Raw genomic sequence first — 26,215 nt, forward strand, 5'->3', positions numbered from 1 at the left:
TTTGCCTCCTCCACTAAAGTCTTTAACCGCTCACGAAAATATCTCTCACGCTTTCCGGCAGAACTTAATGAGTTCCGCTCGGTGTTGCGTTTTACTGCGCTGGGCGGAATAAAAGGGGTCAGCAATGCCAACAGTTTGCGCAATTTGTTGTATAGGCGCATCACTTGTAAGTAAAATTTCTTGCGCCATGTTTATACGATATTTTAATAAATATTCTGCTGGTCCCATACCTGCATGCCTTCTAAACACGTAAGAAAGGCGATTCCGATTAACGTTATTTTGTTCTGCAAGTGTTGCTATTGTAAGGCTTTGATAATAGTATTCTTGAATATAATTGGATACCCGTTCGAATAATGTATACGATCCACAACTATTTTGCCTATTATCAACACATAATAAGGCTTCATTCAGTACATCGCGAAACAGCATCTCGGTCTGAAACATCGAAATGCCTCCACGCTGATTATAAACATGCCAAAGACGCATAATTAATTCATTAAGACGAGGAGATTGCCCTGTTAATAATTCAAAATGCTGATGCGAAAAGCTTGACTTTTCTAGTTCTGAGTTACATATCCGGTATAAAACCAGGATATATTCCCAATCAGTTTTACCAAACACTTTTTGGGCCAGTTTCATTTTTGCACCCCCATGTAAAACTTTCCCTGGCGAAAAGATATAGGGCGTACCATTAAATTGAAATTGTATTTTCCCTGTAAGAGGAAATACAAATCCAGGAAAAGAATCTGTATAGTCAGCGTGAGGCACACCTGGATTTCTAGCGTATCGATATACTCCTTGTACTTGAAAAGGAGTGTGCGCCAGATGCTCTGCTAACTGATTAACGTTGATTTTCACATTGTATACCTCATTCCAATAGTAATCGACCGTTATAGCGAACTCCTTTCTGCTCAAGCATTAGAAATAATATTTTTCACAAATAACGCCTTCACGTTCCTTTTTCAATCAAAATTTATTAGTTATTTATGGTACGGCTCTCCGCGCTGTCTGTAACGGCAGTTTTTAGGCCGTCCCTTGCTGGATGGCCATTGAACGTGTCTCGTTAACGAAATGCTTAATCAGTTGACTCTCTGGGAACACCGAGTATTTCCAATGCTGCTTCCATTTCATAGAGTTTTGTTCATCGGAATAATCTTCAAACTTTATTTTTTGTTGTCTTCTGCAAACATCGATCCAATGGTTAGTAGCTACACGAAAAAGATACGACTTTGGGTGCAATATTTGTGTGCGAATGGAAAGGGAAGACAAACGGGTAATCTAAACAAATGATCGTTATACTCTTTTCGTTCGTTTGGAACCGGTTCAAGAAAATTTTGGGACATATATCATATTCGTGACCCAGTACCATGACCCCTTTTCGAGGGGTCATTTTCATTTTCAGGAGGGAGGTACGAATGCGGATCATCAAGACCCCGGTGTACGTCGGGAAAATCAGGTACAACGTGCGGGACGACGCTTGGAGCACACCGCGTCCGCGACACGCTCAAGGATGGCACTGTTGTCAACCGAAGGTACTACGTATGCAATAACTTCCGCAGCCGTAGAAGCCGAGTTTGCAGTTCGAACTCCGTCCGAGCCGACATGGTCGAGAGCTTTGTCTTCGAGCGACTTGCTGAGGTCGTCCAGAAACCATATGCTCCCGCAAATAAATTGAATAATACGATTTGAATACTCATCCCAAAGATAATCTTTATTTTCAATAATTAATTTTGGGATTTCCCATGACCAAAAAAGAGCGACAAGCATAGATGCAAGATCATTAAACTAACTAATGATTTCAATCTATACGGTCGCTCTTTATGCTCGTATTATTTATTTTTGTGGCTTTACAAAATTTAAAATCATATTCATTGTATTTTGCAAAACAACGGAAGTCTTTACTTTTTGGTCAAGCTGCAGCAGCTTGCTACGTAATAGATTACGCTGTAGAGATGCCATAACTATGTTACTGATCGTATATCCAATTTCTCTAGCGTCAATATCCTGCCGCATAGATCCATCTTGTATACCAGCTTGGATTAGCGAGACAAAAGGATGTGCTCCACTTTGCAAAAACGATCGAAACTGCTGCTCTAGCTCCGGAGTAGGATAGTTATTTAGATATAATGTATCAAACATAGCAGTAAATCGAATCGTCTCCATGTTTTTATCAGCATCTAATAACTGCTTTTTAAGCATGTACTCAAGCTTTTCATAGCTATTGTTACCTTTTAATTTGGTCTCTTTATTATTATCCACCCAACCCGATAATATATCTATTTGCACTTGAAAAATAATTTCATCTAATGAAGTGAAATATTTATATAGCGTCACTTTACTGATGCCACATGCCGCTACAATATCTTTTAGGGTTACTTCGGTTAAGCTTCGCTCAATGAACAGCTTCTTCGAGGTCTGGATAATATCTTCCCTTCTTTGGTTTCTGTGTTGCTCCAGATTATCTTTCCACATTATGTAGAATACCCCCCTTTCCTGGTTAAATATACATAAAGACCTTTCATTTACAATTATCTGTATGTCATAGTATATGCTTTAGAACTGAAAAAGATTCGCGCAGTTCATCTATGTTGCACCCGCCAGCGTATTCAATCGAATTATGCAAAATACTATGAATAGAATGCTCGCCTAACCTTTATCTAGAGTATATTACAACCTATTTCTAGATACAAAGTTTAGCGAGCACCCTACATATTATTGTGTTGATTACTCCAAATATATAGATTTTAAAAGTGCTTGTTTATCTGGTGTTAGCTCTAATGCTACCTCTATATATTGATTTAATGAGCCGTATTGTTTTACGGCTTCTTCAAAGGCTGTATCCAGATAATTGGGTTCTACTAGCATCATTTCTGAAATAATACTAAGCTCCTCTACATCTCCAATAGCTTCTTTAATAGCAGCAATCCATTGCTTATTTGCTTCAAGTCGATTTTGATTGCTTCGCAAGTAATCCTCTCTAATCATACTAAGAGGTACACCTAATACGTGTAATAATATCGCTGCTGCAAAACCGGTACGATCCTTACCAGCAGTACAATGCCAGAGTACAGGCTTGCCGTTAGCTTCTAACAGTAAATGAAAAAAGCGTTTATAAGCATCTTTAGCTTTAGGAGTAGAAATAAATTGCTTATACGCTCCAAGTAGTAACGAGCCTTGTTTTGCAGCCTCCCCCATACTTTTAATGTACGAAAACATTTCTTGCGGATTTACAGATCCGCCTAGTGCAGGCAAACTAATACCTACAGCCTTACCAATGGTTGGATTTGGCTTTTGCTGCTGCTCACTTTCTGTTCGAAAGTCTACGATATAGTGAATCTCTATTTCTTCTAGCAGTTGTAGATCATTTTCATTAAGTGCATACAGTTCACCTGAGCGAAACAAAAGCCCATTTTTAATAACTTTACTGTCTGTTGTGTAGTATCCGCCAAGCTGTCGAAGATTGGCTCTGTATTCTAAATCGTTCCATTGCTGATGGATCTGCGTCATCTTATCACCTACTATTTCATAAGTTGTGGTCAGAGCGTTTAAATGCTATAAGCTAGATATAAGCATTTAGTTGAAATATAGTTTACAAATAGCGGGTGATAACTAGTGTTTATCTGATAGAGCAGAAATAGATAGTTTCATATATTCACCACGAGGACGTGGCAAATCAATATACTTAGCTGTTACACCATCCTCATGAACAGTAACAACACTATAGCCACACAAGTCAACAAAGCTAATATACTCTTTATTTCCAGTAAACTCTGCTGTGAACGAAGTACCAGCTGCCGCAATATGCAAAACATCGTTATAATTCGCAAAATAATTGGAGTGAATATGTCCAGAGAAAACACCAACGACGTCAGTTCCACTAATCGCTTGCATGACATCATTACGATTTTCTACTAGCATGCCAGGTGCAGTATAATCGCCCAAATAAATAAGCGGGTGATGCAGAGCAATAACAGTACCTTTAACTGCAGGCTCTTCTAGCTGTTGTTGTAACCACACTAATTGCGTCTCATCAATGATCCCCCCTGGTTGCCCTGGGATTTGGGAATTTAAACCGATAATACGTAGCCCCTCTACATGCTGAGAATAGTAATATTTATCAGATGATGGAGTTTCACCCAGGTACCCTTCTCTAAATGCAGGTAAATGATCATGGTTGCCTAACACGACATAAATAGGGACGCCTAGCTCCTCAGATGCCTTATTAAAAAGTGAGCGGATAAAACGGTAATCCTCAACATCTCCTCCATGCGAAATATCCCCTGTAATAAGTACAAATGAAGGCTTTACATTCGTTTCTTGAATATGACGAAATGCTTGCTCTACTTTTTCAACATGGTGAGCAATTGGAAACTGTTTTGCATTTCCCGGAGCGTTAATATGTGTATCTGTAATGTGTATAAATTTCATAATCTTTTGATCCTCTCTTTATTTAGTCTGTGCCCATTCATCTAATTGCTTTTGTTTTTCAGCAATAATTTTATCAATACCAGATGCCTTCAATTTTTCGATAAACGTAGGAAGATTTTCCACAGGGTCTAGCGTTCCAGTTTCTAATCCAAGACGAAATTCAGACATAACATTATTTACTGCAGCTACCTCTGTCTTCACATTATCTACATGGAATAAGAATCCAAGCGCTTTTGATTGTGTAGCAGATTTGTTAAAGTCATCAATTTTTTTGTAGATATCTGGCTTCTCAGTTGACCATGTATAGGAAAGGAATTGATTCCCGAACATATAAGGCGTATTAAAATTGTATCCAATGTTTTTCAAGTCAACAGCTGGTGGATAGTCAATAACGTTGTCAGATGTTTTTACATAGTGCTTGTCCTGAATCCCCCATGCCAATAAGTTGTAAAAGTCCTTATCTGAATAAAGCAAATTTAATACCATCATTGCTCTTTCAGGATCACTGGAGTTTTCAGGTATAGACCACATTAAAGAATCAATAAGATCCGTAGTTGTATGAGCTTCCGTTAGAGGAACAGATACAAATTCCACACCTAATCTTCTTGAATTTTCTTGGTCAGAGCCAGGCTTCATATTAGAAAGGAAAGAAAATGCCTTTCCTGCTTTAATTATTTCTCTTCCATCCTGCTTACTAGTAGCAGCATCCTTTAATACATATCCATTTTGATACCAGCTTCTAAGTAGCTTAAGCTGATTTGCATACTCTTCTGTTTCAAACCAATTCACAATTTTTAAGTCATTATCATAATGAGGCAAGACACCAATTCCATCACCTAGAGAATCATAGGTCGTATATCCAGCAGTAAATGGAGCAGTACCTGGATTTTTTACGACTAATGGCACGACATCAGGCTCATTCTTCTTGATGATTTCAAAAACACCGTCTAGATCATTAATCGTTTTTATTTTGGTTAGATCAATTTTATATTTGTCCACGAGGTCTTTACGCATATTAATCCCATAATAAGCAGCCATATCACGGACATTGGCAACTGCGTATTTTTCTCCGTTGATTTGAGAGGCTTCGAGCTGATAAGGAGCAAGTGCGCTTTTAATACCAGTACCGTATTTATCTAATAACTCATTAAGTGGTCTAAGCTGCCCCTTCGCTACCTGTGATGCATAGTTAAACAAAGTTGAAGTAAACATAAGGTCCACTTTCTCATTACCGACAAGCATTAAATTAGTTTGTTGCGCCCAAGCACTTAGACTAATAGGCATTAGCTTTACTGTTGCATTAAATTTCTCTTTCGTGATTTTGCTCATTTCATCCTGTACTGCTTGTAAATCGGTTTGGTCATTTCCATAAAACGCAATAACTACCTCATACGGCTTAAGATTTTCACCCGCTGCATGGGATGAATCATTCGAATTGGCATGGTCCATGTTGCCATTACCATTTTTGCTACTACACCCTCCAAGCAGCATAACTGTTGCAATTACAATTAATAACGTGGTAGTAAAGCTCTTCCTTCCCATGTTTGAACCTTCCTTCTGTTTTTTTATGCTAACCGGTATGAAGCTGGTGTAAGCCTTAGCCTTTTACTGCACCAACGGTAAGTCCCTTTACAAAATATTTTTGGAAAAATGGATACACAATTAAGATCGGCAAGACACCAATTACCGCAAGCGCCATACGTGTAGATTCCTGTGGAATGTCTGCTGCCAGCTCTGTTTGAGTCCCAAAGTCACTGCTAGATAAAAACTGAATATCAAGTAAAATACGGTTCAATAGGTTTTGTAAGCTGTATAGCTTACTGTCTGTTATATAAACCATGCCATTAAACCAATCATTCCAGTATTGAATCGTTAGAAATAAACCAACGGTAGCAAGTATCGGCAAGGACAGAGGTAACACGATTCTTAAAAAGGTGAAAAACTCACCCGCTCCATCTATTTTTGCTGACTCAATAAGAGCACTAGGAATAGATGTCATAAAAAAGGTTCGCATTAACATGATGTAAAAAGCATTCGTCAGCAAGGAAGGTAGAATTAATGCCAGCATCGTGTTTTTTAAGTCAAATAGCTGGGTATAAACGAGATAGGTTGGCACTAAACCACCATTAAACAGCATCGTGAAGAAAACAAATAATGAGAAAAATTTATTTAGGGGCATATCTTTTCGTGATAACGGGTATGCAAGTGAAGCAGTAATAATTAATCCGCATACCGTACCTATTAAAGTAACCATGATCGTAATGCCATACGCGTGAAAAATCCGATCTGCATCTTGCCAAATATATTGATAAGCATCAAAACTAAATTTTTCAGGTATAAAAGAATAACCATTCAAATAAATAGTCTTTTCATCTGTAACAGAAGAAATAACAAGTAAAATAAAAGGTAGAATACACATAGCTGAGATGAGAAAGAGGATCACGTGCATACTTATTTGCCAAATTTGTTGTCGCTGTTTCAAGCTAGTTACCTCCTTAGAACATAGCGTTATCTTTGTTGATTTTTCTAACAATATAGTTGGATATAAATACAAGCACACAGCCTACAATCGACTGATACAAACCTGCAGCAGAGGACATTCCAATGTCTCCTAGTGTCATTAAAGAACGGTACACATAAGTATCAATAACGTTCGTAGTTGATTGCAATGCCCCTGCATTTAACGGTACTTGATAAAATAGTCCAAAGTCAGAATAAAAAATTCTACCAATTTGAAGTAAAGTCATAATCGTGACAACAGGCATTAAAAGTGGAATTGTAATCGTGCGAATTTGTTGCCAGGTTGTTGCACCATCTAATTTTGCCGCCTCATAGTATTCATTGTCGATACCAACAATAGTGGCTAAAAAGATAACACATAGATAGCCGGCACTTTTCCATATGTGCACGATAGTTAAAATGTAAGGCCAATATTTTGCCTCGCTATACCATGAAATATCTGATATGCCAAGCCAAGGTAAAATAGTTTTGTTAATAAACCCAGTTTCAAGACTAAGTAGTGCAAATACGAGATAACCCACGATAATCATCGAAATTAAATAAGGCATAAGTATGGCGGTTTGATAAAAACGTGACATAAAGCGGTTTTTAATTTCGTTTAAAAAAATAGCAATACTTACGCCAACAATAAGGTTTAATATAATAAAGCCGCCATTGTACAGAATAGTATTTCGTGTAATGATGTAAGCATCCGTTGTTTTAAAAAGATATTCAAAGTTTTCAAGTCCGATCCATTCACTTCTAAAAATGCCTTGTGAGTAGTTGTAATCTTTAAAGGCAATGATAATGCCAAATAGAGGTAAATAATTGTTAATAATCAAATATGCAAGTCCAGGCACCATCATCAGAAAAAGCACAAAGTATTTTTTCGTTTTGTTCATTCGCTTTTGAAATGCAAGCTGAGTCATGAAACAAATCCTTCCCTCTTTGTTGTAGTAAGTCAGTAGTATCACAGAAAGGTTTACCAGAAGTAACTAGGTGCTTACCGTAAGTAAACATCTTGATTATAAAACAGCTTTATTAATACTAAATTAACTACGTGTTAAGTACGTGTAAATATAGTAGTTTCCTAACTTGCTCTTGTTCTCATAAAAAAAACACCTTCAAGATCATATCTTACGACATGATCTTGAAGGTGTTTTGATGAGTTTCACGTTTTGGGGGGCAGTCCCCGTTCACTTTGCAAGTCCTTAAGTATCCCCTGATAAACGGGCGAACTGCCCATCGTTTGACATGACTACATAATCGCTAACTAAGCTACTATTATTGGCTGATTTCAACCAATTTTTGTACAAGATCCTCGACCAGTGCCAACTCAGATAAAAAATCTTTATAAAATGCCAGGTCAGGTTGGATTGGAGGGTAAAAAACGATAATATCTCCATGGTTCAGATCGGTTAATGAGCCTCGCTTTCAATTAGCCCTATAGACCTTACTCAGTCAATATAACCTATGTGCACCAACATCTGTTTTGTTCATGCTGCCGTACCTTTCCCCGAAAGAATATTTTATACTAGACTTGCTGCTATCAGGCTTCAGTGAAATAAAATAAAAGCGCCCCAAGTGAACCACTGACCACGGCAAGAGCTATCAAGAAATCAATGCAGTAAAAAGACACTGAGATTCTATTCATCAGTGTCTTTTTTATTGATACTTTTCCACCAACATCATGTTTCATCGTTGAACTCGAACTAATTCACTTTAGCCCTATTCGCTGTAACTGACTTCACTTTCTTGTAATCATTTCAATCAGAGAGTTGTAATTTAAAGCAACTTAATCAGCTCTTCTAGCTCATCAACCAATACTTTTGCAAGTTCAAAATCAGTATCTTTTAAAGCCAATTCTATTTTCATTTCAACTGATTTTTTCTTTTGTTCAGTTTCTAAATAGTCTCTATCAAAATGACTAGCATAAATCATCTGTCTAAATTTTCGCATACTCATTTTTCTAATCGTCTTATCGTCAATGATTAAAACATAATCCATACCATTTACAACAGAATAGAAATCGTGAGAAATCATGAGAATCGCACCCTTATAGTCTTCTATGGCTTTCTCCAGTGCTATCTGTGTATATACGTCTAAATGGCTTGTCGGTTCATCCAGAAGCAATACGTTTGCTTTACTGGCAGATACTTTAGCCAGTTGAAGCATGTTTTTTTCTCCACCGGATAAAGATTGAATCTTTTGATCGAGGATTTCTCCTTCAAAGCCATAGTTTGAAAGATACGATCTAACTTCATCATAAGTTGTAAACCCGGCATCGATGAATTCGTTTAGTATTGTATTAGAATCCTTTAGCATTTCACCTTGAATCTGAGATAAATAAGCCACTTTAACATCAGCATTTATTTCAATTGAATCATGATTATTTTTAAAGATTTCTCGGAGTAAAGTCGTTTTCCCGGTACCGTTTGAACCGATAATGGCTACTTTATCTGTAGATTTTATCTCAAAGTTAACATTGTCTAAAAGCAAATCATCAAAGGCAACACTATAATTATTGACATTCACAACAATGGTGTCTTCAATTTCATTATCAATACCAAAACTAATATTCGGTTGCTTAATATCAACAAATGGCGCTTTAATTCTACGCGCTTCCAATCTTTCTTGAAACTTAACTCTAGCTTTTAACGCTCTACCTCTAGATTCTTCTGCATTATAAGTTGCGATAGCTCTAAGATTATTGATTATGTTCTCGTTTCTCTCAATTTCTTCATCTTCAGCGATTGTGAGTTCCTGTAACTCAATTTTAGTCTGAAGTAATGAGAAGTTATAATCAATATATCGCCCATCAAACTCTTGGATCTCCGTGTTTTCAAGGTGTATAATTTTGTTGAAACAATGATTCAATAGATATCGGTTGTGTGTAACAACTAGCAGCATTCCTTTATGGGAATTAATAAGTTTTTTAAGCGCATTTAGGTTTTCAAAGTCTAAAAATACATCAGGTTCGTCCATAATCATTAAGTCTGGACTACTCAGCATTTCCTTCATCACTTGAATAAGCTTGAATTCCCCGCCACTTAGGTCGGATACCCTAACATTTTTTAGCTTCATGAGGTTGGCTAGATTTAGTTTCTTATTAATGTTGCTTTCAAAATCATCCCCACCCATTGAATACAGTGCGTCTAAAGCTGATTGATACTTTTCCAGTAACGAATCTATATCCGATGAGGTTTCCATTTCCATACAAATCGATGTTATTTCATTTTGTATCTTAGTAAATTCTTCTACCATATATTCAAAAACGGTTATTTCTTTAGTATTGTCTACTTGCGAGAACTGACTGACATACCCGATTCTGCAAGTTGGGTCTATCTCTAACTTGCCATCGAACAAATATCTTTCTGGATCTATCAGTATATCGATCAACGTACTTTTCCCACTGCCACTTGTTCCTATAAAAGCACAATGTTGGGCCTCTTCAAGTGTAAATGAAATATTTTTATAGAGTTCTTTTTGCGGAAATGAGAAGGACACGTTATTAACTTTTATCATACTGTTACCTTTCTTGATAGCTAAAATGGTTACTATTATTAGATGTATTGCAGAACATAGATTTTGAGTTTACCGTTGTTAGAGTAACACTGTTTACCACCAAGTTCAATCCATTTGTAGCCCTTACCCTCACTTCCAAATTTTAATACTTTCTGTAGAATGGTGGCTTGTTTGCCGATTTCATGCTGCGAAAGTTCAAACTTCACTGGAATGGCGCCGAGTCTTATGTTTATATCCTAAGCTCACTTTATATAATAAAAATACAATTTGACTTAAAGTCCACTTTAAGTCTTATCATTATATTGAAGAAATACAGCCACATTGGCTTATAGGGGTAACAGGTTACATCAGCGCATGGATTGCCAAATGTGAACTTTTACAAAGCAAACCTAGGTGAAACAGAAAATTGGCATGAAGTTTTAATTGAAGCGAAATGGATTTTTAATCAGGAAAGGCTTGTTCGACCACAATATGGTTTCAAAAACGATGGAAGAAAAAGCAACCTGGTCGTTTAACCAATCCATGAAAATACATCAAACATAATCATGACAACGATCCACCCAACGCATGTTATGGGACCCAGCTTTGTGACTTGGCACAATGATATGATTTATGCCATGCTTCGCGGCGATAGAGCTATAGCAGATTCGCAACTATATGGGGTTGATGTGCGCGACGCAGCGACAATGAACATTGCGTTGATGAAATCGACTGCAACTGTATACAACATCTCTCAGTAAATTATCCCAATTGAAATATCCGAAGGAAATATAATATTTATTGTATGACTAGTTTTGCCCTACTTGTGATACGGTTCACCGCGCTGACTATAACGGCAAGTTTAAAGGGCACCTCCAATAGGTGCCCTTTAAACTTATATTGCTTTCTAAAGCAGATAATCCAACTAATCATGCGGCTATATGGTTGCGGAGATAACACTACAGTTTGCTTATTTTCTTCATCAGCACATAGCACCAACCTTTTGCTTACCTGCTTAATCTGCTTTGACTGGCTTGGAGGTCATTATCTGTGAAGGAGCGGTGTCAGGATGCTATCAGATGTAGTAAAGCACCTATCGCATTGGGCAGGTGGTTTTTATTGAGTATAACTTCCGTACTGGCCTGATATACTTCAAAAACCGCTCCGGATCGTGATAAACGTAAATGATTCTCCCAGGGGAAGTATCAAAGCAGTAACCAGTGCCTGCAAAATCAAAAGTTGCCATTGCCCTTTCCATCTTTTCCTCTACTCTACGATTTTCCTGCTCATAATTGAATGGCCCATGTTCAAAAACAATATACTCGACTTCGGGAACATCAATCATAAGTATTTGTGGTGGTACTTCACCTTTATAATCAAAAGGAAGACGTACACCAAAACACTCTGTACGTGCAATACCCCAATCGCAGAGTCTGCCATCCGGGTCATTAATGTAAGCCATAATCTGACCGCTGCCGCCGTTAGATTCACTCCCGCCATCGTCATCCAATTTGCCCTTGATACTATCGAGTAAGCCGCAAATTGTTTCGCAGTCCTGTCCCGGAATAAGACTTTGCTTTTGCCAAAAATCCCAATACCCATTACTCTCATAGTTTTTAATGTGCAAAAATTTGTGTGCGGGAATGGTTACAAAATAAATGTTAACATCATCTGCAGATTTGATCATACCAATCTCTCCAAATCCGAAAAAGTAGCGGTCGAAAGAGTTTATTTTTGTACGAAGGGCGACAGGCATAGGCTTTTTTCGGTATTCACTTGGAGTTACACCATATGTTCCCTTGAAAGCCCTGGTAAAAGCTTCATGTGATGAAAAACCATAATCAAAAGCAATATCCAAAATGCTTCTTTCACTATCCCGAACCTCTTTTAGTGCAAAGGCTAATTTTCTATGCCGCAGATAATCCCTAAATTGCATACCCGATATTTCCTTGAATTTTCTCGTAGTATGAAATTCCGAATAACCTAACTTGCGAGAAAGAAATCGTAGCGTTATTACTTCACTGTTACGATTCTTAATACACTCGTCAATTTCATTAACGATTATTTGGATTTGCTTGTGCCACTCGTACATTCGACTGTTCACCTCGTTTCAACCACTCTATAGTCATTGTAGAGTAATGGAAATCGCATTTCTTGATTCTACTTGCGGAAAAGAGAGGATATTTTTTCCCTTAACTCGCCTTTGGATAATATCAACGTTATCTTCAATGACAATTCAAACGTTTTGGTCTACTTTTTCGGATTCTCATCATGAAGGTACCACTATTTCGTCTGTACCATATCAATTAAATTAGCCGAATCGTTAAGGAACACATGTTGAATCTCAGACACCTGAATCCTCATGTTACAGTCTCCTTATTCCTCTAGGCAACGCATATTTTATCATCCGAATAAGCTTTTGAAATCTCTGCAAGCTTTTCATTGAAAACTTGCCACTACTTATGATACGGTTCACCGTATCATCTCTAACGCGAAATCATTTGTTGTTTTTTCTATGTATTTTTAATAGCGCGAAATCAAGAAGCACCCTCTTAGGGTGCCCTTATTGTCCTTCTATGTTTTGCTTGCTAAGCGACTCTATTCAGCATCATCGCGGCTTGCACTGTGTCAGCCGGTAGATTGCTAAGAATGTTGTTATACAAGTATTGTACCGCCGTGCACCGCGTGCGGCGGGATCGAGCCCACTTCTATCCAAGCGACGAAGTACTCGGAGATCAGACCCATGAGCCTGATCATGCCCCTTGCCCTCCTTCAACACGCTGACCACACCGAACGCCGCCCGCATGGCTCACGACCGCCACACCATTAGAAGACACGTACTAGCCCAACCGGGGTTGCGGTGCCCAATCAGTCACCTCAAAGACGGTGGCCGCGTCTCATTCCACCCTCCGGTCAAGCCGTAGGGCAGGCTCAGCCTTGAAACGCTCTTGGGACTAGATGGCATTCTGCTGTTCCAGCCATCTCAAAATCGCTTGGTTTGTTTCTTCCGGCTTTTCTTCCTGGATCCAATGACCGCAATCCAGATTGACCACTTCCACATTGGGTACGAACTTTGTCAGGTTTTCAGACTTCGCAACCACATCCCGGTCGCCGTAGATCATGAGGGTCGGCTGCTGGATGATTGGGTTCACTTTCGCCAATAATCGCCAGTTGCGGTCAAGGTTCCTGTACCAATTTATGCTGCCCGTGAATCCTGATGTTTCAAAAGCGGAGACGTAAACGGCCAGCTCGCTTTCGCTCATTACGGGCTCACCGAGCGGTGTTTCTGCTCTGGCGAGATTGATCAACGCCATACCTGGCTCAGGTGCTCTGAGAGGCTCGTTCTTCCGGTACAGGTTGCGAAGGAACCTGTATGTATTGTCTTCGAATACGGCGTCCGCGACGCCTGGCTGTCGATTGAAGTGGACGAAATAGAAATCGCCGCCAAGTATTTCTTCCATGAACTCGATCCAGGGTTTGTCTCCGCGCTCTTGGTAAGGCAAGCTCAGATTTATCACTTTATTGACGCGGTTTGGATGCAACAAGGTCAGTCCCCAAACGACAAATGCACCCCAGTCATGACCGACAAAGGTAGCGTCCTCGTATCCATAGTGATCGAGAAGCGCGATGAGATCACCTGACAAGTGTTCAATGTCATAGTCTGTTACTTCGGTCGGACGGGATGAGTTGCTGTAACCCCGCTGGTTGGGGACGATGACATGGTAGCCCGCTGCGGCAAGGGCGGCCATCTGATGGCGCCAAGAAAAGGCATGCTTTGGCCAGCCGTGGCAGAGTACAATAGGTTTTCCTACGTTTTCTTGGCCTGCTTCAAACACTTCGAGTTCCACACCATTGACTGAAATAAGGGTGGGCTTGGGAAAATCGGTTGGATTAAACATTAAATCAAAACCTCCTTCTTGTGATACATGTAGTATAATGGATAAACGGTGACATCTTATTGTCACCGTTCTGAATTCATGTAGAAAAAAGAGGGCAATTATGGACAAAGTGGAGAGACTCATTTCGATTATCATGATATTGCTGAGTAAAGAGATTGTTTCTACAACGGAATTCTCACAACTATTCCATGTTTCCAAAAGAACGATCCTTCGCGATATGGAAACATTGAGCTTATGTAACATCCCGATCTACTCTGTCAATGGCGTCAAAGGCGGCTACGGCATAATGGACGAATACAAGGTCGATAAACGCCTTCTAAGCAGCTCCGATTTACAGAATATATTGGCTGCGCTCGGCGGATTGGAACAACTCCTCCTTACTGAAGAAGTGGAAAGAACGATAAAAAAAATAGAGGCAATGGTTAGTCCATTGTCTCTGAATCGTTCCATTCAACTGTCGTTTTATGATTGGGAAGGTCGGTCCGAGATTCTTGAAACCTTAAAGACATGTCAAGAATCCATATCAAAGAAAAGGCTGGTTTCGTTTGATTATACAGATAAAGACGGGGCTGTAACGGATAGAATGGTTGAGCCCTATGAGCTGCATTTTAGCGAATCGAGTTGGTACTTGAAAGGATTCTGTTTACATCGACAGGGATCTCGAACATTCAAGTTATCCCGGATCGATCATATTACTATGGATGAACGCGCGTTTCATCCTAGAAACGATTGGTCTGAGCAAGGACACGAAGCAAGTTATCTACCGCAATTCGTCACGATTAAGGCATGGATATCGCCTAGCATAAAAGATCAAATCATCGAAAGGTATGGTCGACGAAGTATTGAAGACCATGGTTCTGGACTTTTATTAGCAACCATATATGTCCCTCAAAATTATATGGGATTTCAACTTTTAGCAAGCTTTGGCACTCATCTAAAAGTTGTAGAGCCCAAAACCTATGTTGAAGACTTTCGAAATTATTTATATCAAATGGTGGAGAACTATTCCTGATAAAGGTCTCGTCTCGACATATATGACCAATTCCACATGAGTTAGGTCTTAACGCGCTTCTTAATAGATTTAGCATTGAAGCTTCAACCCTCAACTCAACTTTTCGCCATCACTTATGATACGGTTCAGCTTAACGGGCCTATCGGCGAAAAAAACAACCATTGACGACTTCAAGTCATCAATGGTTGTTTACATGGCTTTATTCATGCACAGAAGACCGCCGAATTACAGCCTCTATGTCATTAAGGTTTCGATACGGACACGAGAAGCTCGTTATCCCCAGAGATGACCGTCACTCCAGGCGGTAGGATTAGGTCCTTCACGAGGCGTGTATCTCCGATTTCCATCGCACTGATGTCCAGCTCAACGGTAGACGGTAGGTCCTTCGGGAGAGCCTCTACTTCAACATAAGGATCCTGGATTTGCACAACTCCGGCCAACTTCGTTCCGATCGGAGTACCTACGAACTTCACACCGAGCTTCGTACGAATGATCTCACCCGTCTGAACGAACTGAAAGTCGACATGTATAAGATCACGAGTTACCGGGTCTCGCTGAAGATCCTCCAGCAGTACCGTTATTGATCGGTCACCTTCCATCTGCAACTCAATAAAGCCAGATGCCTCTTTCTTCAACCATTTTTCAAATTGTTTAGTGGAAATATGAATGATTTCGTTATCTGCGTTTTTGCCGAACACAACCCCTGGCAAACGCCCCTTTTGACGTAAATTACGTAGTCCTGAAGAATTTAATCGCGGACGTCTTTCTGTATGAATACATGCATCCATTCTCTACCTCTCCTTTACATGAGTGATCTTCGCGCTGTAACAGCAGCCGTCGAATCTCCCCTGAACGGGGATCAATAGAGAAACATAGCATCCGGACCTCCATCATTTCAGATAGTAATACATTAAATGTAAAAACCCGCAAATATAGACGAAGGCACCCCACTCCGAGGAGTGGAATGCCTTTGGGTTCCATCCATCTAATATACCATGGATCGGCGGATATTGAAATGGCTGTAACGATAAGTTTTAAGACCATCCTTTTGGGATGGCCCTTCTTTTCTCTCGCTTTGTTCAATGATGTCTCTCGTTGCTAAACCATCAATATTAGACACTCCACATGCATCGAATGTGTATATTTAAGCTCCTAAATGGATATTTAACATCCATGCCTCTACCTTTAACACAACTTTCTGCTTTACCACTACTTGTGATAAGGCTCACCGGGATGGTTGAAGCGGAAAGTATCTTTAATATAATAAAGACCGCCATAATGGCGGCCTAAAATTAAATTACGACTTTCTTCTAACCGGAATCCATACTTCGCAAATCGATTCGGTGTGATCATCATTTACCCAATAGTACTTCTCCATACATGGTCCTTCAACTTGTTCAAAATTCGAGGATGGGAACCACTCCGAATAAATTCGTTTCCAGACGTTCAAGATTTCTAAACCGATCTCCATGTCTTCTGGAATCGATTCTCGACTATCGAACACCGCGTAGCTTTGATTAGGAATCTGAAGGATGTTTAGCCCATCCGGTACTCCTCTTCCTTCTGGCAACTCGAAACCCATCATATACCTCTTAGTGCCATCCTCGCTGAAATCAAAGTAATATCCATTTAACAGAGAACCCACAGGCCTGCCAACAGTCTCGTTAATCTGATCATGCGTGCCATTCTTCCAAATCAACTCCGTGAAAGCCGGTATCTCCATGAAAGGGTCTCTCTTGACGATGACGACCTTGCCGATTGCTGTTGAAGCCTTTTCCTCAACAATGCGATAGTTCATTTCTGTTTCTCCTTTAATCTGAATTTGAAAGGAGATTCGAGGAAACGCTTTGAGCTTCACATTCTTTTTCTTTGCCGCAAGTGGCGTTACGCCATGCATCCGTTGAAATGCTTTGGTAAATGCTTCAGGACTTTCGTAACCATATTTCAGCGCAATATCAATGACCTTACTATCTGATCCGACCAGATCTTCCGCCGCAAGCGTGAGCCTTCGGTTACGCATATACACTGTCACCGTAAAGCCCGTCAATGCATGGAATATCCGCTGAAAATGGTACTTCGAAGACATCGCGGACCTTGCGATATCATCGATCTCAATATTCGATTGCAAATTCTCTTCTACGTAATCTATCGCCTGCCGAAGCAACTGAAGCATTTCCACTCGCTCTCATCTCCTTTCATTATTCAGTCTAGAAGAACGGCTGAAGGAATTCCTGTTCGAAAGTGCTTCGTTTTGTCTGAAAAACTTGCCTCTACTGATGATACGGTTCACCGCGCTGTCTGTAACAGCAAGTTTAGGGCCACCCTTTGTGGGATGACCCTTTCGCTTTGTTCAACTATCGTAATCCATTAGGACAACCGTTACTTTTTCTTTACTGGTATCCAGATCTCACCCTGTGTATGCCCTGGCATTCCATAGTACATTTCGAATTGAGGACCCTGAACCTGTTCGTATCCAGATGTCGGGAACCACTCGGTATATATTCGTTCCCATAGTTTTTGCAGATCACATTGCGGCTCCGGGAAAATAGCCCATGTTAAAGCTGGGACAGAAAGCTTTGTAAGTCTCTCCGGAATTCCAAGTCCCTTCGGTAAATGATAGCATACCATGTACTTGAATGATTCTCCCGTATGGTCATATAAGGCAGCGTGCAACACGGTATTACCAAACCGCCCTAGCAGCTCGTTCATTAGATCCACACTGCCGTCGTCATCACATTGTTTACGGAACTGAGGAACATCAGTAAATGCCGTTTGCAAATCCTGACTAACATGACCATAAACGCCGAACATGTCAAAAGCCCCTCTTTGTTCAATCCTGTAATTCATCTCGACATCTCCTTTTATTGAGATATGAAAGGACATTCGAGGATAGGCTTTCAAGGAAACGCCTTGATCGCGCGCAGATATCGGCATAATCCCATGGAGATTCTTGAACGCCCGTGCGAACGCTTCCGGCGATTGGTATCCATATTTCATGGCTACATCGATCACCCTTGCATCGGTTGTCTGCAGTTCAAAAGCCGCCAATGTCAATCGTCGACGTCGGATATACTCGGATAACGTGATTCCGGTAATGAACGGAAACATTCGTTGAAAATGATACGTAGAGCAACAGGCGATCTGCGCTATGTCATCATATGAGATATTGTCCGCCAAATTCGTTTCGATATAATCCATGGCGCTTATCATCCTCTCCAACCAATCCATCGTTCTCCCTCCCTTCGAGTTACATACTATCGCAACTAAAAATGACTTGCCGTGCATTTCCTGCACGAAATTGTCAGCATCGTTCTGTGACCCACAAAAAGCTCGCGAAATCCCGTTTGTACCTACTTTCCACCAAGTATGGCTCATCCTGAACCCATGTCTGGTAAAGCGCCTTTCCAAGACTGCTGCGGGATTTTCCGAAAAGACTTGCCGCTACTTGTGGTACGGTTCGGTGTAACAGGCCTATCGGCAAATAACTGTGTTAAACTACTAAAAAGAGAATCGCCTATCTATCATAAAGAATGCTTCACAACCGGATATAGGTAGGTATAACGCCAAGCATAGTTAGAAAGGAGCTGCCATGCGTAATTTCCTGAAACAAATGATGAAATCATTACTAGTACCAACGATTCCAGGTGGAATCATGATCATTCTAATATTTTCTCTTGATTATTTCCAATTCGAACTTGTTGAAAAATTTCTACTGTTTGCGGCTTTCGTCATTGTACCTCTGGTTATTTTACTTTTGAAACATGACGAAAAGAATAACCATCAACGGATGATTTATGCTGCTATGAAGCTGTTTCAATTTCCCGCAGCGCTTCTTACTCTGGCCTCTGTAATGAGCAGTAAGGCGTGGGGGTTAGAAGGTACGGCTATACCGGGGACTCTCTCCCTTGGTTGGCTACTGTTCACCTTGCTGCTTTGCATTTATGGGATAGCCACTATAGGGATACATAAGAGAAAAATAGCGGAAATTGCGATTGGCGCAGGGCTCGTTTATTTTTTTATCGGAGGCATTTGGTTCACCTTATATCAGTATCAATTTAACCTCTTCCAAGCTAATCCTGCAACACACGCATTAAGCTCGGTCCACTTTCATTTTTCATCTGCTATCGTTCCGATTTTTATTGGCATGCTCGGACGGATCATGACGAAGAAAAGCTGGTATCCCTGGGTCGTTGCCATCGATATTATCGGACCCATATTGATCGCTATCGGTATGATTTTCTCCAAGCCAATGGAGTACATTGGTGTCACTTTGTTTGCTTGTAATATTGTGATTTACACCACTTATCTCCTTACTTACTTGAAGAGAAACTCTTTATACAAAAAGGCAACCTTCTTTTTAGTTCTTTCTTGCTTGGGCTTTTACACGGTTGTCGTCCTCTCCATTTTCTATCCGTTGCTGAAAAACATGTTTTCCTTAACCATACTTGATTTCATTCCCGTTTACGGATCGCTGCATGCGTTTGGATTTGTTTTATGTGGACTAATCGGGTGGGTGTACATGGTAGACTCTCTTAAGGAAAAAAAGCTTTACAACTATCAGTAACTTTATAGGCGTTGCAGAAATAACGTCACCGAGTGCTTGTTCATAAAACATCCATCTTCCGATCTCTCCCATTATATTTATTTTCTAGTATAATAACTGAATACAACAATAATTTTAAAATTAGCCTGCCTTCAGCTTGTAAGGAACTCTTACGACTTTGTAAGGTGGGAAGGAGGAGAGTTGTTATGGAATATCATGTATCCATACATGGGAATGATCAGCATAAAGGAACAGCAGATCAACCCCTTCGTACAATATCACGCGCTGCGGCTCATGCCATGGCTGGTGATTCAGTCATTGTTCATGCGGGAGTATACAGGGAATGGGTTAACCCGGCTAATGGAGGAACAGCGGAGCATAGAATCATATATCGATCCGCAGGAGACGGGGAAGTAGTAATTACAGGAGCCGAACGGATTACCAACTGGAAGTCTGAAGGAGACCATGTTTGGAGCACAGAAGTGCTCAACTCTATCTTTTCCGTTCGTAATCCCTTTGAGGTGGAGCTCAGTGGAGACTGGTTGTTTGACGGGCCCTTCCCGGTTCATCTCGGTGATGTATATTTGGATGGAAAATCATTGTATGAATGCGATAGTGTTGAAAGCGTTCACAATCCTGAACTTTGGCCCGAAGCTAAATATCCCAAGGATTCACTGTTAAAATGGTATGCCGAGGTTGGTTCTACGACAACAAAAATCTGGCCCAATTTTGGCGAAAAAGATCCTCGTAAGGAAAATGTAGAAATTAATGTACGTCCTTATTGCTTCTGGCCTGAGAAACCAGGACTTAACTATATCACCGTAAGTGGCTTCACACTTCGTCAAGCCTCTCCTCAATGGGCGCCGCCTACTGACTATCAGGAAGGTTTGATTGGACCTCACTGGAGCAAGGGCTGGATTATTGAAAACAATATGATCAGTGAATCCAAATGCGTTGGGATTAGCCTGGGTACCGAAATCGGTACAGGTCACAGCAAGTCTTTGGAGAAGCATAGTAAAGGCGGTACTCAACGTGAGCAGGAGGTTATTTTACGAGCATTACGCTCCGGCTGGCATAAGGATAGCGTCGGCAGTCACATCGTTCGAGGTAATGTGATTCATGATTGCGAACAGGCAGGTATTGTGGGTCATATGGGAGTAGCCTTCAGCCGCATATATCAGAACCGTATTTACAATATTCACCACAAGCGGCTCAGACACGGTGCCGAAGTAGCGGGAATTAAACTGCATGCTTCACTGGATACTCAAATTAGTGAAAATATAATCTATAGCTGTTACCGTGCGCTTTGGCTTGACTGGCAAGCACAGGGCACCCGCATCAGCAGCAATGTATTTTTGGACAACCTTTCTGAGGACCTCTTCGTTGAGGTTTGCCATGGTCCGTATATGGTCGATCATAATCTATTTCTCTCTCCCATGAATTTCAGAAATATGGCACAGGGCGGGGCATTTGCTCATAATTTGTTTGTAGGTAGATTTGTAGTTCGTTCCGAGATTACCCGTATTACGCCATATCACTTCCCTCACGAGACGGCAATGGCGGGATACTCCAATATCACTGGTGGCGATGACAGATACTACAACAATATCTTTTTGGGTGATAATGACGCTCATAAGGAACCTGTTCCAATAACCTTCTTTGAGCATCTTCCACTTAAACCAAGGGATGAGGCTGGAGAGGACGGGAAAACTGTCATGGATGGTATTCCGGACAATTCCATTTGCTATCTGCATGCTGTGGGACTTGGCAGCTACGATAAACATCCTGATGTAAAAGATAAGAAATGGTGGGAATACACCAAAGAGGAGCTTATGGAGCTTGGCGATGCCGCGAAGGATTTCTTTATAGGAAATGCAGTTCTTCCGGTAGCTATGGGTGGTAATTTATTTCTTAACCATGCGGTTCCAAGTCGTCACGAATCCGACGCGAAGATATACACACAGAAGGGCATAAAAGTTGAGGTTAATCCTGCGCAAGGTAGGGTGCACATTCAGATCAATGAGCCCGAATTGCTTCGGGGAACCTCTGCAATGTTGGTTACCACTGACCTGCTTGGAAAGACGTATCACGCCGATATGAAGTATGAGGAACCAGACAGCACTCCATATCATTTTGACTCCGACTTTTTCGGAATAAAGAGGCCCGATGCAGATGTCACACCTGGTCCGTTTGAATTAACCGAAAATGGTACCATTGATTTTGAAATTTAGTTTATTATTGAGGATCCAGTCATTTTAGGTGATTGGATCTTTTTCGTGTGTAAAGCCTCTACTCCGCTAATCGGGATAGAGGCTTTAATTGGTGAACGCGAGAAATAACAGGATCCCTAACTGCTCTGTTTTCTTTGGGGTGAGCTCTGTTTTCATCAAAAAAATTTTCGTCCTACTTGTGGTATGGTTCCCCCCGATTAATCTTCACCGCCCGATAAATCTGTTCTACCAGCACCAACCGCATCAGCTGATGTGGCAAGGTCATTCTTCCGAAGCTCAGCTTCTGTTGGGCACGGCGGAGGACTTCGTCAGAGAGACCGTGGCTACCGCCAATGACGAAGACAACATGGCTTGTACCGTAGGTGCCGAGCTTGTCCAATTCCTCTGCGAGTTCTTCCGAGCTCCACAGTTTGCCGTCGATGGCGAGTACAATGACGTGTGCTTCGCTTTTCACATGAGCAAGGATACGCTCTCCTTCCCGCTCCTTGACCTGTCGGACTTCCGCTTCGCTCAGTGTGTCAGGAGCCTTTTCATCGGCTACTTCGATCATTTGAAACTTAATGTACGGGCCCAGCCGTTTAGCGTATTCCTGAATTCCCATGACCAAATACTTCTCTTTTAACTTGCCAACACCTATAAGCTGAATAAACAAATTCCATACCCCTATCTATGTCGAATGATAACGTAAAATCGCATTTACGATCCCTAACTTAAAAACATACCTGTAACATAGTTATTTTAGCACCTGAAACGTCTCTTACCTATCTATTTCCTCTCCGTTAAGAGCCTATCCCCTGTTCAGACCATAGCGGATCATTCATTTTCCTTTTCACAATGAAGTGCCTACCCGTTTCATAATCATCAAGACTCTGCATTAGTATCTGTCGATATTCGCTGATTTGTTCAGCTGTCGATGACTCCCGTAATGATTCGAACAATGCTGTACATTTCTTAAATTGACCATCATTGCCCGATTGATCGGCTAGTTGCATCGCCCGCAAAGTAAGTCCCACTGCATCCTGTAATCTGCCACACTTCCGATAGTACAAAGCCAAATGATAGCAATAGCTATAATAGTAAGATACGTTCTCTGCGTCTTCATAACTCCCGAATTCATCAATCTGCTCTGCAAACGTATGTAAAATATCTCCTACATCCAAATGATACATAAGCGCTGCCTGTAATATGGTATTCAGCCCCGGTAATATTTCCTCTAGATTATCCTGCAAAAAGGCTACGTATTCCTCGACAAGCTCTATATTTCCAGACAAAATATCTACTGCATATAAATTAGTTTTGGCTAAAAACCTGAATTCCTCCACAACCTGATTGTCTTCTTCCTTTAAATCCTCCATCCACCCCAGCTCAGCATACTTATAGATGCACTCCCTTGCCTGCTCATATGTACCTTGGTTCTGGTGAGCCATTCCACACATCAGGTGACTGAGCCCAAAATAATATACCAACGGACGTTCTAAATTGACATGCGGGATGGATAATTTCATTGCTTTATGATACTGCCGTTCTTCGTAAATGCGTTGCACACGGTTGTATAAAATGCCAGATGTAGTCTCGACCTGGGCCCAGTTTCCGAAGGAATAAGCCATGTTTAACAATTATACAATCACATCTGGTTTGAGTGATTTTAGAATATCTTCCTGCAAAGGTATTACCTCCTCAAGTATATCCTCATTATTGATTTAGAGTTGCTGACCACTCGTGTAGAGTGACTAAACAGATTAATTATACTACTTAAAATGCGTAATATAAACCATTTTTACTATATATTTTGACCTGACTTTTACACTTCATCTTCCATAAGCTTGTTATGAGGTGGTTATATGACAGAATTACGCAAGCAAATGGGTACAAGAATCCGGGCTATTCGAAATGCAAAGGGACTTACACAGCAAAAACTGGCTGACATCGCAAGCTTGGACTATCGATATATTGGTGCATTAGAGCGTGGCGAAAGAAACTTTTCGATTGATACCTTGGAGAAAGTGTTAACTGCCTTAAACGTGTCTATCAGTGAATTGATGTTTTCCAAAGAACATATGACTACAGACGAAACGATTCGGCAAGAGGCGGTAGATGAATTTGTTGCGTTGACCAGCAGATTGAATGAGGAGCAAATCGGCATTCTCAGACGAGTTAGTAAAGAAGTTTCACGCGCGTTCGAGTAAGCCACACCACCCTAAAAAAGCCTTAAATGAAACCAAAAAAGAGCACCTCACAGGTGCCCTCCATAAATCTTCACAAACATACTCAAGCGTACAACATAAAAAAGCTCACTTCATGTCCCAGTTGCTTTAGATAATTATAAATCTGCGAGCGATGATGGAATACGTGGGTCAAGGTCTCAATCTGCCATTGAACCTGTAAATGTCCGTGCTCCATATAGAAAGCCTTCGTCGAACGGTTCAGATAATCGTCTTCGCTAAGCGAAAGAATGTAAGCCTTATAAGCCTCAAAATTCTGCCTGAAAGTCGCAGCCAAGCGCTCAGGATCTTCCACCCCGGACAGACTGTTTTCAATGCTTCCCACTTCACCCTCAGACTTCTCCTGCATTATCGCAAGATCCGAAGCTGGAATAAGCACAAAGTGATGCACTAACTCCAGCAGCGAACGGAAATTATCCTGTGGACGAAAGCTCCAATCCTCTGGACGAATTTTACGGATCAAGGCTTCCCCCGTCCGTACTCCGGTCTCCAGCTCATTCAGCAAATGATCGCGAACTTGCAGTGTTCCACTCATATTCACATCTCTCCTTTGCCATTCTTATTCATATTTTGAGTATAGCCGAAGCCTCTGGGCGTGTATTGTAAAAATCGGACAACTTCCGTAAATCCTTAGCCGCAGTAAGCGGAGAATCTCCATAAAACCTGCGGAAATCGCGAATTAAATGCGCCTGATCGAAAAAGCTGTGCTTCAATGCCAGCTCCGTCCAATCCAGATCCCCGCCGCTTTGGATGCTGTGCAGAACACTCTGGAAGCGGACGACTTCACTGAACTTCTTGGGGCTGATTCCGATCCATTGTCCAAACTTGCGGTTAAGCTGTCTTTCACTAATCGCCTCACACTCCGCAAGCTCCTTAACCCCCACACTCCCAGCGCTCACAAAGATGCGATGCAGCAAGTTTTTCATCAGGTCACAATCGTTCGTGCGTTTGCGCAGCAGAAGCTGGTTAAGATACTCATCCATTATGCGCACCCGTTCATTGAAATTCTGCGCTTCCATAATGCGCTCACCTATGACGGCGATGCTTTCGGGCCAGAGATCTTCCAAGCGATAATTACCACCTGTAAACAAGTGAGTCGGCATACCGTGAAAATAATGTGCCCCACCGGGAAAAAATCGCACCGCAAAAATGCGTGTCTCGGACCCTGCTTGTCTGGCAGACACAAACGGTTGCGTAAATGTCCCACAGTACGAGAGTTCCTGACGCTTACTCACCGGGTCGTATTCAAATAGAACATCCGTACAGCCGTCAGGTAATACCCGCTCCATGGTTTCTTCCTGCGGCAGGCTTAACGAAGCAGTGTCTTCGCACGAAGCTGCTAGATTCTCTTCTACCACCCTATTAGCCGGACCGGACTCCCAATAACAGGCCACATAAGCTTTCAGCGCAGCAGACGGCTTTTGTTCGATATAATACGTGGAGAGATCACTTCCATTGACTTGAAGCGGACGAAATAGTGAATGCAGCAAAGGGTCCATCCATCGTTCACTCCTGTCTCAGCACGTGGTGGGAATAAATATAGCTCTATGTATGGAGTATTTTGCAAAAAATCCTGGTATACAAAAAGGACGTTTCTGCCCGAAACGCCCGTGCTTGTTTTTTAGACGACCAAAAACTCGGCTTTCTTCTCACATTCCTTGCACTTCACTGGAGGGTCCCAATCCGAAAATTTCGTTTCCTTGAGATCGACGACATCCGGTGCATCCTCGTATTCATCGACGAACATATCAATTGCTAGTTCCACATGCTCTTTACATACCACGTACATTCCAATTGCATCCCTTTCCGTTTGAAGCTCTTCCTGTTGTAGATGTGCTAAAACTGCCTTCTTTTGTTCTACCACACTTAACGCGGAA

23 protein-coding genes and 1 pseudogene are annotated in these 26,215 nt (G+C 41.2%); 6 read left to right on the top strand and 18 right to left on the bottom strand.

Annotated elements, in window-relative coordinates; translation table 11 throughout:
* Positions 1–45: 45 nt before the first annotated feature.
* Positions 46–858 carry a helix-turn-helix transcriptional regulator gene (locus tag KAI37_RS25835; protein ID WP_076292892.1) on the bottom strand — a complete coding sequence of 271 codons (813 nt, stop codon included), beginning with the start codon at positions 856–858 and terminating at the stop codon, positions 46–48.
* Positions 859–1,476: 618 nt separating this feature from the next.
* Between KAI37_RS25835 and KAI37_RS26845 the strand changes: the two are divergent.
* Positions 1,477–1,689: pseudogene (locus KAI37_RS26845) on the top strand (recombinase zinc beta ribbon domain-containing protein); the annotation flags it as partial.
* Between the two features lie 144 nt (positions 1,690–1,833).
* On the opposite strand, the gene KAI37_RS25840 reads toward KAI37_RS26845, so the two are convergent.
* The 7 genes from KAI37_RS25840 to KAI37_RS25870 all read right to left on the bottom strand — a co-directional run bounded on the left by KAI37_RS25840 (position 1,834) and on the right by KAI37_RS25870 (position 10,452).
* Positions 1,834–2,472 carry a TetR/AcrR family transcriptional regulator gene (locus tag KAI37_RS25840; RefSeq protein ID WP_076292893.1) on the bottom strand — a complete coding sequence of 213 codons (639 nt, stop codon included), beginning with the start codon at positions 2,470–2,472 and terminating at the stop codon, positions 1,834–1,836.
* 252 nt (positions 2,473–2,724) lie between these two features.
* Positions 2,725–3,507, bottom strand: a complete 783-nt coding sequence (locus KAI37_RS25845; protein WP_076292894.1) for a tyrosine-protein phosphatase — start codon at positions 3,505–3,507, stop codon at positions 2,725–2,727.
* Positions 3,508–3,609: 102 nt separating this feature from the next.
* A complete protein-coding gene (locus KAI37_RS25850) occupies positions 3,610–4,428 on the bottom strand; it encodes a metallophosphoesterase family protein (RefSeq protein ID WP_220030510.1) in 819 nt (272 codons plus the stop codon).
* An 18-nt stretch (positions 4,429–4,446) separates the two neighbouring features.
* Positions 4,447–5,970 carry an ABC transporter substrate-binding protein gene (locus KAI37_RS25855; RefSeq protein WP_220030511.1) on the bottom strand — a complete coding sequence of 508 codons (1,524 nt, stop codon included), beginning with the start codon at positions 5,968–5,970 and terminating at the stop codon, positions 4,447–4,449.
* Positions 5,971–6,025: 55 nt separating this feature from the next.
* Positions 6,026–6,910: a carbohydrate ABC transporter permease gene (locus KAI37_RS25860; protein ID WP_372238697.1), complete on the bottom strand. Its 885-nt coding sequence runs from the start codon at positions 6,908–6,910 to the stop codon at positions 6,026–6,028.
* A 13-nt stretch (positions 6,911–6,923) separates the two neighbouring features.
* Positions 6,924–7,856 carry an ABC transporter permease gene (locus KAI37_RS25865; protein ID WP_076292897.1) on the bottom strand — a complete coding sequence of 311 codons (933 nt, stop codon included), beginning with the start codon at positions 7,854–7,856 and terminating at the stop codon, positions 6,924–6,926.
* An 856-nt stretch (positions 7,857–8,712) separates the two neighbouring features.
* Positions 8,713–10,452: an ABC-F family ATP-binding cassette domain-containing protein gene (locus KAI37_RS25870; protein WP_076292898.1), complete on the bottom strand. Its 1,740-nt coding sequence runs from the start codon at positions 10,450–10,452 to the stop codon at positions 8,713–8,715.
* Between the two features lie 587 nt (positions 10,453–11,039).
* Between KAI37_RS25870 and KAI37_RS25875 the strand changes: the two genes are divergently transcribed.
* A complete protein-coding gene (locus KAI37_RS25875) occupies positions 11,040–11,192 on the top strand; it encodes a hypothetical protein (protein WP_179085898.1) in 153 nt (50 codons plus the stop codon).
* 332 nt (positions 11,193–11,524) lie between these two features.
* Here the strand turns inward: KAI37_RS25875 and KAI37_RS25880 are convergent, their stop codons facing one another.
* Both KAI37_RS25880 and KAI37_RS25885 read right to left on the bottom strand, forming a co-directional pair.
* Positions 11,525–12,523, bottom strand: coding sequence for a helix-turn-helix transcriptional regulator (locus tag KAI37_RS25880; RefSeq protein WP_076292899.1), 999 nt, complete (start codon positions 12,521–12,523; stop codon positions 11,525–11,527).
* Positions 12,524–13,385: 862 nt separating this feature from the next.
* Positions 13,386–14,330, bottom strand: coding sequence for an alpha/beta fold hydrolase (locus KAI37_RS25885; protein ID WP_220030512.1), 945 nt, complete (start codon positions 14,328–14,330; stop codon positions 13,386–13,388).
* Positions 14,331–14,430: 100 nt separating this feature from the next.
* Here KAI37_RS25885 and KAI37_RS25890 point away from each other — a divergent pair, with 100 nt between their 5' ends.
* Positions 14,431–15,342, top strand: a complete 912-nt coding sequence (locus tag KAI37_RS25890; protein ID WP_076292901.1) for a helix-turn-helix transcriptional regulator — start codon at positions 14,431–14,433, stop codon at positions 15,340–15,342.
* Between the two features lie 242 nt (positions 15,343–15,584).
* On the opposite strand, the gene KAI37_RS25895 is transcribed toward KAI37_RS25890, so the two are convergent.
* The 3 genes from KAI37_RS25895 to KAI37_RS25905 form a co-directional block, all read right to left on the bottom strand.
* On the bottom strand, positions 15,585–16,130 hold the full coding sequence (locus tag KAI37_RS25895) for a 50S ribosomal protein L25 (protein ID WP_220030513.1): 546 nt from the start codon (positions 16,128–16,130) through the stop codon (positions 15,585–15,587).
* A 509-nt stretch (positions 16,131–16,639) separates the two neighbouring features.
* Positions 16,640–17,515 carry an AraC family transcriptional regulator gene (locus KAI37_RS25900; RefSeq protein WP_081366907.1) on the bottom strand — a complete coding sequence of 292 codons (876 nt, stop codon included), beginning with the start codon at positions 17,513–17,515 and terminating at the stop codon, positions 16,640–16,642.
* 206 nt (positions 17,516–17,721) lie between these two features.
* Positions 17,722–18,570, bottom strand: coding sequence for an AraC family transcriptional regulator (locus KAI37_RS25905; protein WP_220030514.1), 849 nt, complete (start codon positions 18,568–18,570; stop codon positions 17,722–17,724).
* 361 nt (positions 18,571–18,931) lie between these two features.
* On the opposite strand from KAI37_RS25905, the gene KAI37_RS25910 reads away from it, so the two are divergent.
* Both KAI37_RS25910 and KAI37_RS25915 read left to right on the top strand, forming a co-directional pair.
* On the top strand, positions 18,932–19,906 hold the full coding sequence (locus tag KAI37_RS25910) for a YndJ family transporter (protein ID WP_076292903.1): 975 nt from the start codon (positions 18,932–18,934) through the stop codon (positions 19,904–19,906).
* Positions 19,907–20,091: 185 nt separating this feature from the next.
* Positions 20,092–22,116, top strand: coding sequence for a right-handed parallel beta-helix repeat-containing protein (locus tag KAI37_RS25915; protein ID WP_220030515.1), 2,025 nt, complete (start codon positions 20,092–20,094; stop codon positions 22,114–22,116).
* Between the two features lie 172 nt (positions 22,117–22,288).
* Here KAI37_RS25915 and rlmH read toward each other — a convergent pair whose 3' ends face one another.
* Both rlmH and KAI37_RS25925 read right to left on the bottom strand, forming a co-directional pair.
* Positions 22,289–22,768: a 23S rRNA (pseudouridine(1915)-N(3))-methyltransferase RlmH gene (gene rlmH / locus KAI37_RS25920; RefSeq protein WP_013312768.1), complete on the bottom strand. Its 480-nt coding sequence runs from the start codon at positions 22,766–22,768 to the stop codon at positions 22,289–22,291.
* 127 nt (positions 22,769–22,895) lie between these two features.
* Entirely contained in the window at positions 22,896–23,723 is an 828-nt protein-coding gene (locus tag KAI37_RS25925) for a DNA-binding protein (RefSeq protein WP_258383106.1), read from the bottom strand.
* A 234-nt stretch (positions 23,724–23,957) separates the two neighbouring features.
* On the opposite strand from KAI37_RS25925, the gene KAI37_RS25930 reads away from it, so the two are divergent.
* Positions 23,958–24,302, top strand: coding sequence for a helix-turn-helix domain-containing protein (locus tag KAI37_RS25930; RefSeq protein ID WP_071644114.1), 345 nt, complete (start codon positions 23,958–23,960; stop codon positions 24,300–24,302).
* 82 nt (positions 24,303–24,384) lie between these two features.
* Here KAI37_RS25930 and KAI37_RS25935 read toward each other — a convergent pair whose 3' ends face one another.
* The 3 genes from KAI37_RS25935 to KAI37_RS25945 form a co-directional block, all read right to left on the bottom strand.
* On the bottom strand, positions 24,385–24,873 hold the full coding sequence (locus KAI37_RS25935; RefSeq protein ID WP_071644116.1) for a DinB family protein: 489 nt from the start codon (positions 24,871–24,873) through the stop codon (positions 24,385–24,387).
* 28 nt (positions 24,874–24,901) lie between these two features.
* Entirely contained in the window at positions 24,902–25,837 is a 936-nt protein-coding gene (locus KAI37_RS25940) for an AraC family transcriptional regulator (protein WP_220030516.1), read from the bottom strand.
* Positions 25,838–25,959: 122 nt separating this feature from the next.
* Positions 25,960–26,127 (bottom strand): CxxH/CxxC protein, encoded by a 168-nt coding sequence (locus KAI37_RS25945; RefSeq protein ID WP_013373879.1) that lies wholly within the window; start codon positions 26,125–26,127, stop codon positions 25,960–25,962.
* Positions 26,128–26,215 lie beyond the last annotated feature (88 nt).

The sequence above is a fragment of the Paenibacillus sp. S25 genome (genome assembly GCF_019454085.1).
Lineage (GTDB): Bacteria > Bacillota > Bacilli > Paenibacillales > Paenibacillaceae > Paenibacillus > Paenibacillus polymyxa_B.

What these genes read in the sequence shown, in the direction of transcription:
- KAI37_RS25935 (WP_071644116.1), bottom strand. Translation starts at nt 24,873, where the DNA reads ATGAGTGGAACACTGCAAGTTCGCGATCATTTGCTGAATGAGCTGGAG.
- KAI37_RS25940 (WP_220030516.1), bottom strand. Translation starts at nt 25,837, where the DNA reads ATGGACCCTTTGCTGCATTCACTATTTCGTCCGCTTCAAGTCAATGGA.
- KAI37_RS25915 (WP_220030515.1), top strand. Translation starts at nt 20,092, where the DNA reads ATGGAATATCATGTATCCATACATGGGAATGATCAGCATAAAGGAACA.
- KAI37_RS25840 (WP_076292893.1), bottom strand. Translation starts at nt 2,472, where the DNA reads ATGTGGAAAGATAATCTGGAGCAACACAGAAACCAAAGAAGGGAAGAT.
- KAI37_RS25870 (WP_076292898.1), bottom strand. Translation starts at nt 10,452, where the DNA reads ATGATAAAAGTTAATAACGTGTCCTTCTCATTTCCGCAAAAAGAACTC.
- KAI37_RS25865 (WP_076292897.1), bottom strand. Translation starts at nt 7,856, where the DNA reads ATGACTCAGCTTGCATTTCAAAAGCGAATGAACAAAACGAAAAAATAC.
- KAI37_RS25845 (WP_076292894.1), bottom strand. Translation starts at nt 3,507, where the DNA reads ATGACGCAGATCCATCAGCAATGGAACGATTTAGAATACAGAGCCAAT.
- KAI37_RS25885 (WP_220030512.1), bottom strand. Translation starts at nt 14,330, where the DNA reads ATGTTTAATCCAACCGATTTTCCCAAGCCCACCCTTATTTCAGTCAAT.
- KAI37_RS25930 (WP_071644114.1), top strand. Translation starts at nt 23,958, where the DNA reads ATGACAGAATTACGCAAGCAAATGGGTACAAGAATCCGGGCTATTCGA.
- KAI37_RS25900 (WP_081366907.1), bottom strand. Translation starts at nt 17,515, where the DNA reads ATGCTTCAGTTGCTTCGGCAGGCGATAGATTACGTAGAAGAGAATTTG.
- KAI37_RS25855 (WP_220030511.1), bottom strand. Translation starts at nt 5,970, where the DNA reads ATGGGAAGGAAGAGCTTTACTACCACGTTATTAATTGTAATTGCAACA.
- KAI37_RS25945 (WP_013373879.1), bottom strand. Translation starts at nt 26,127, where the DNA reads ATGTACGTGGTATGTAAAGAGCATGTGGAACTAGCAATTGATATGTTC.
- KAI37_RS25895 (WP_220030513.1), bottom strand. Translation starts at nt 16,130, where the DNA reads ATGGATGCATGTATTCATACAGAAAGACGTCCGCGATTAAATTCTTCA.
- KAI37_RS25850 (WP_220030510.1), bottom strand. Translation starts at nt 4,428, where the DNA reads ATGAAATTTATACACATTACAGATACACATATTAACGCTCCGGGAAAT.
- KAI37_RS25890 (WP_076292901.1), top strand. Translation starts at nt 14,431, where the DNA reads ATGGACAAAGTGGAGAGACTCATTTCGATTATCATGATATTGCTGAGT.
- KAI37_RS25910 (WP_076292903.1), top strand. Translation starts at nt 18,932, where the DNA reads ATGCGTAATTTCCTGAAACAAATGATGAAATCATTACTAGTACCAACG.
- KAI37_RS25905 (WP_220030514.1), bottom strand. Translation starts at nt 18,570, where the DNA reads ATGGATTGGTTGGAGAGGATGATAAGCGCCATGGATTATATCGAAACG.
- KAI37_RS25880 (WP_076292899.1), bottom strand. Translation starts at nt 12,523, where the DNA reads ATGTACGAGTGGCACAAGCAAATCCAAATAATCGTTAATGAAATTGAC.
- KAI37_RS25925 (WP_258383106.1), bottom strand. Translation starts at nt 23,723, where the DNA reads ATGGCTTATTCCTTCGGAAACTGGGCCCAGGTCGAGACTACATCTGGC.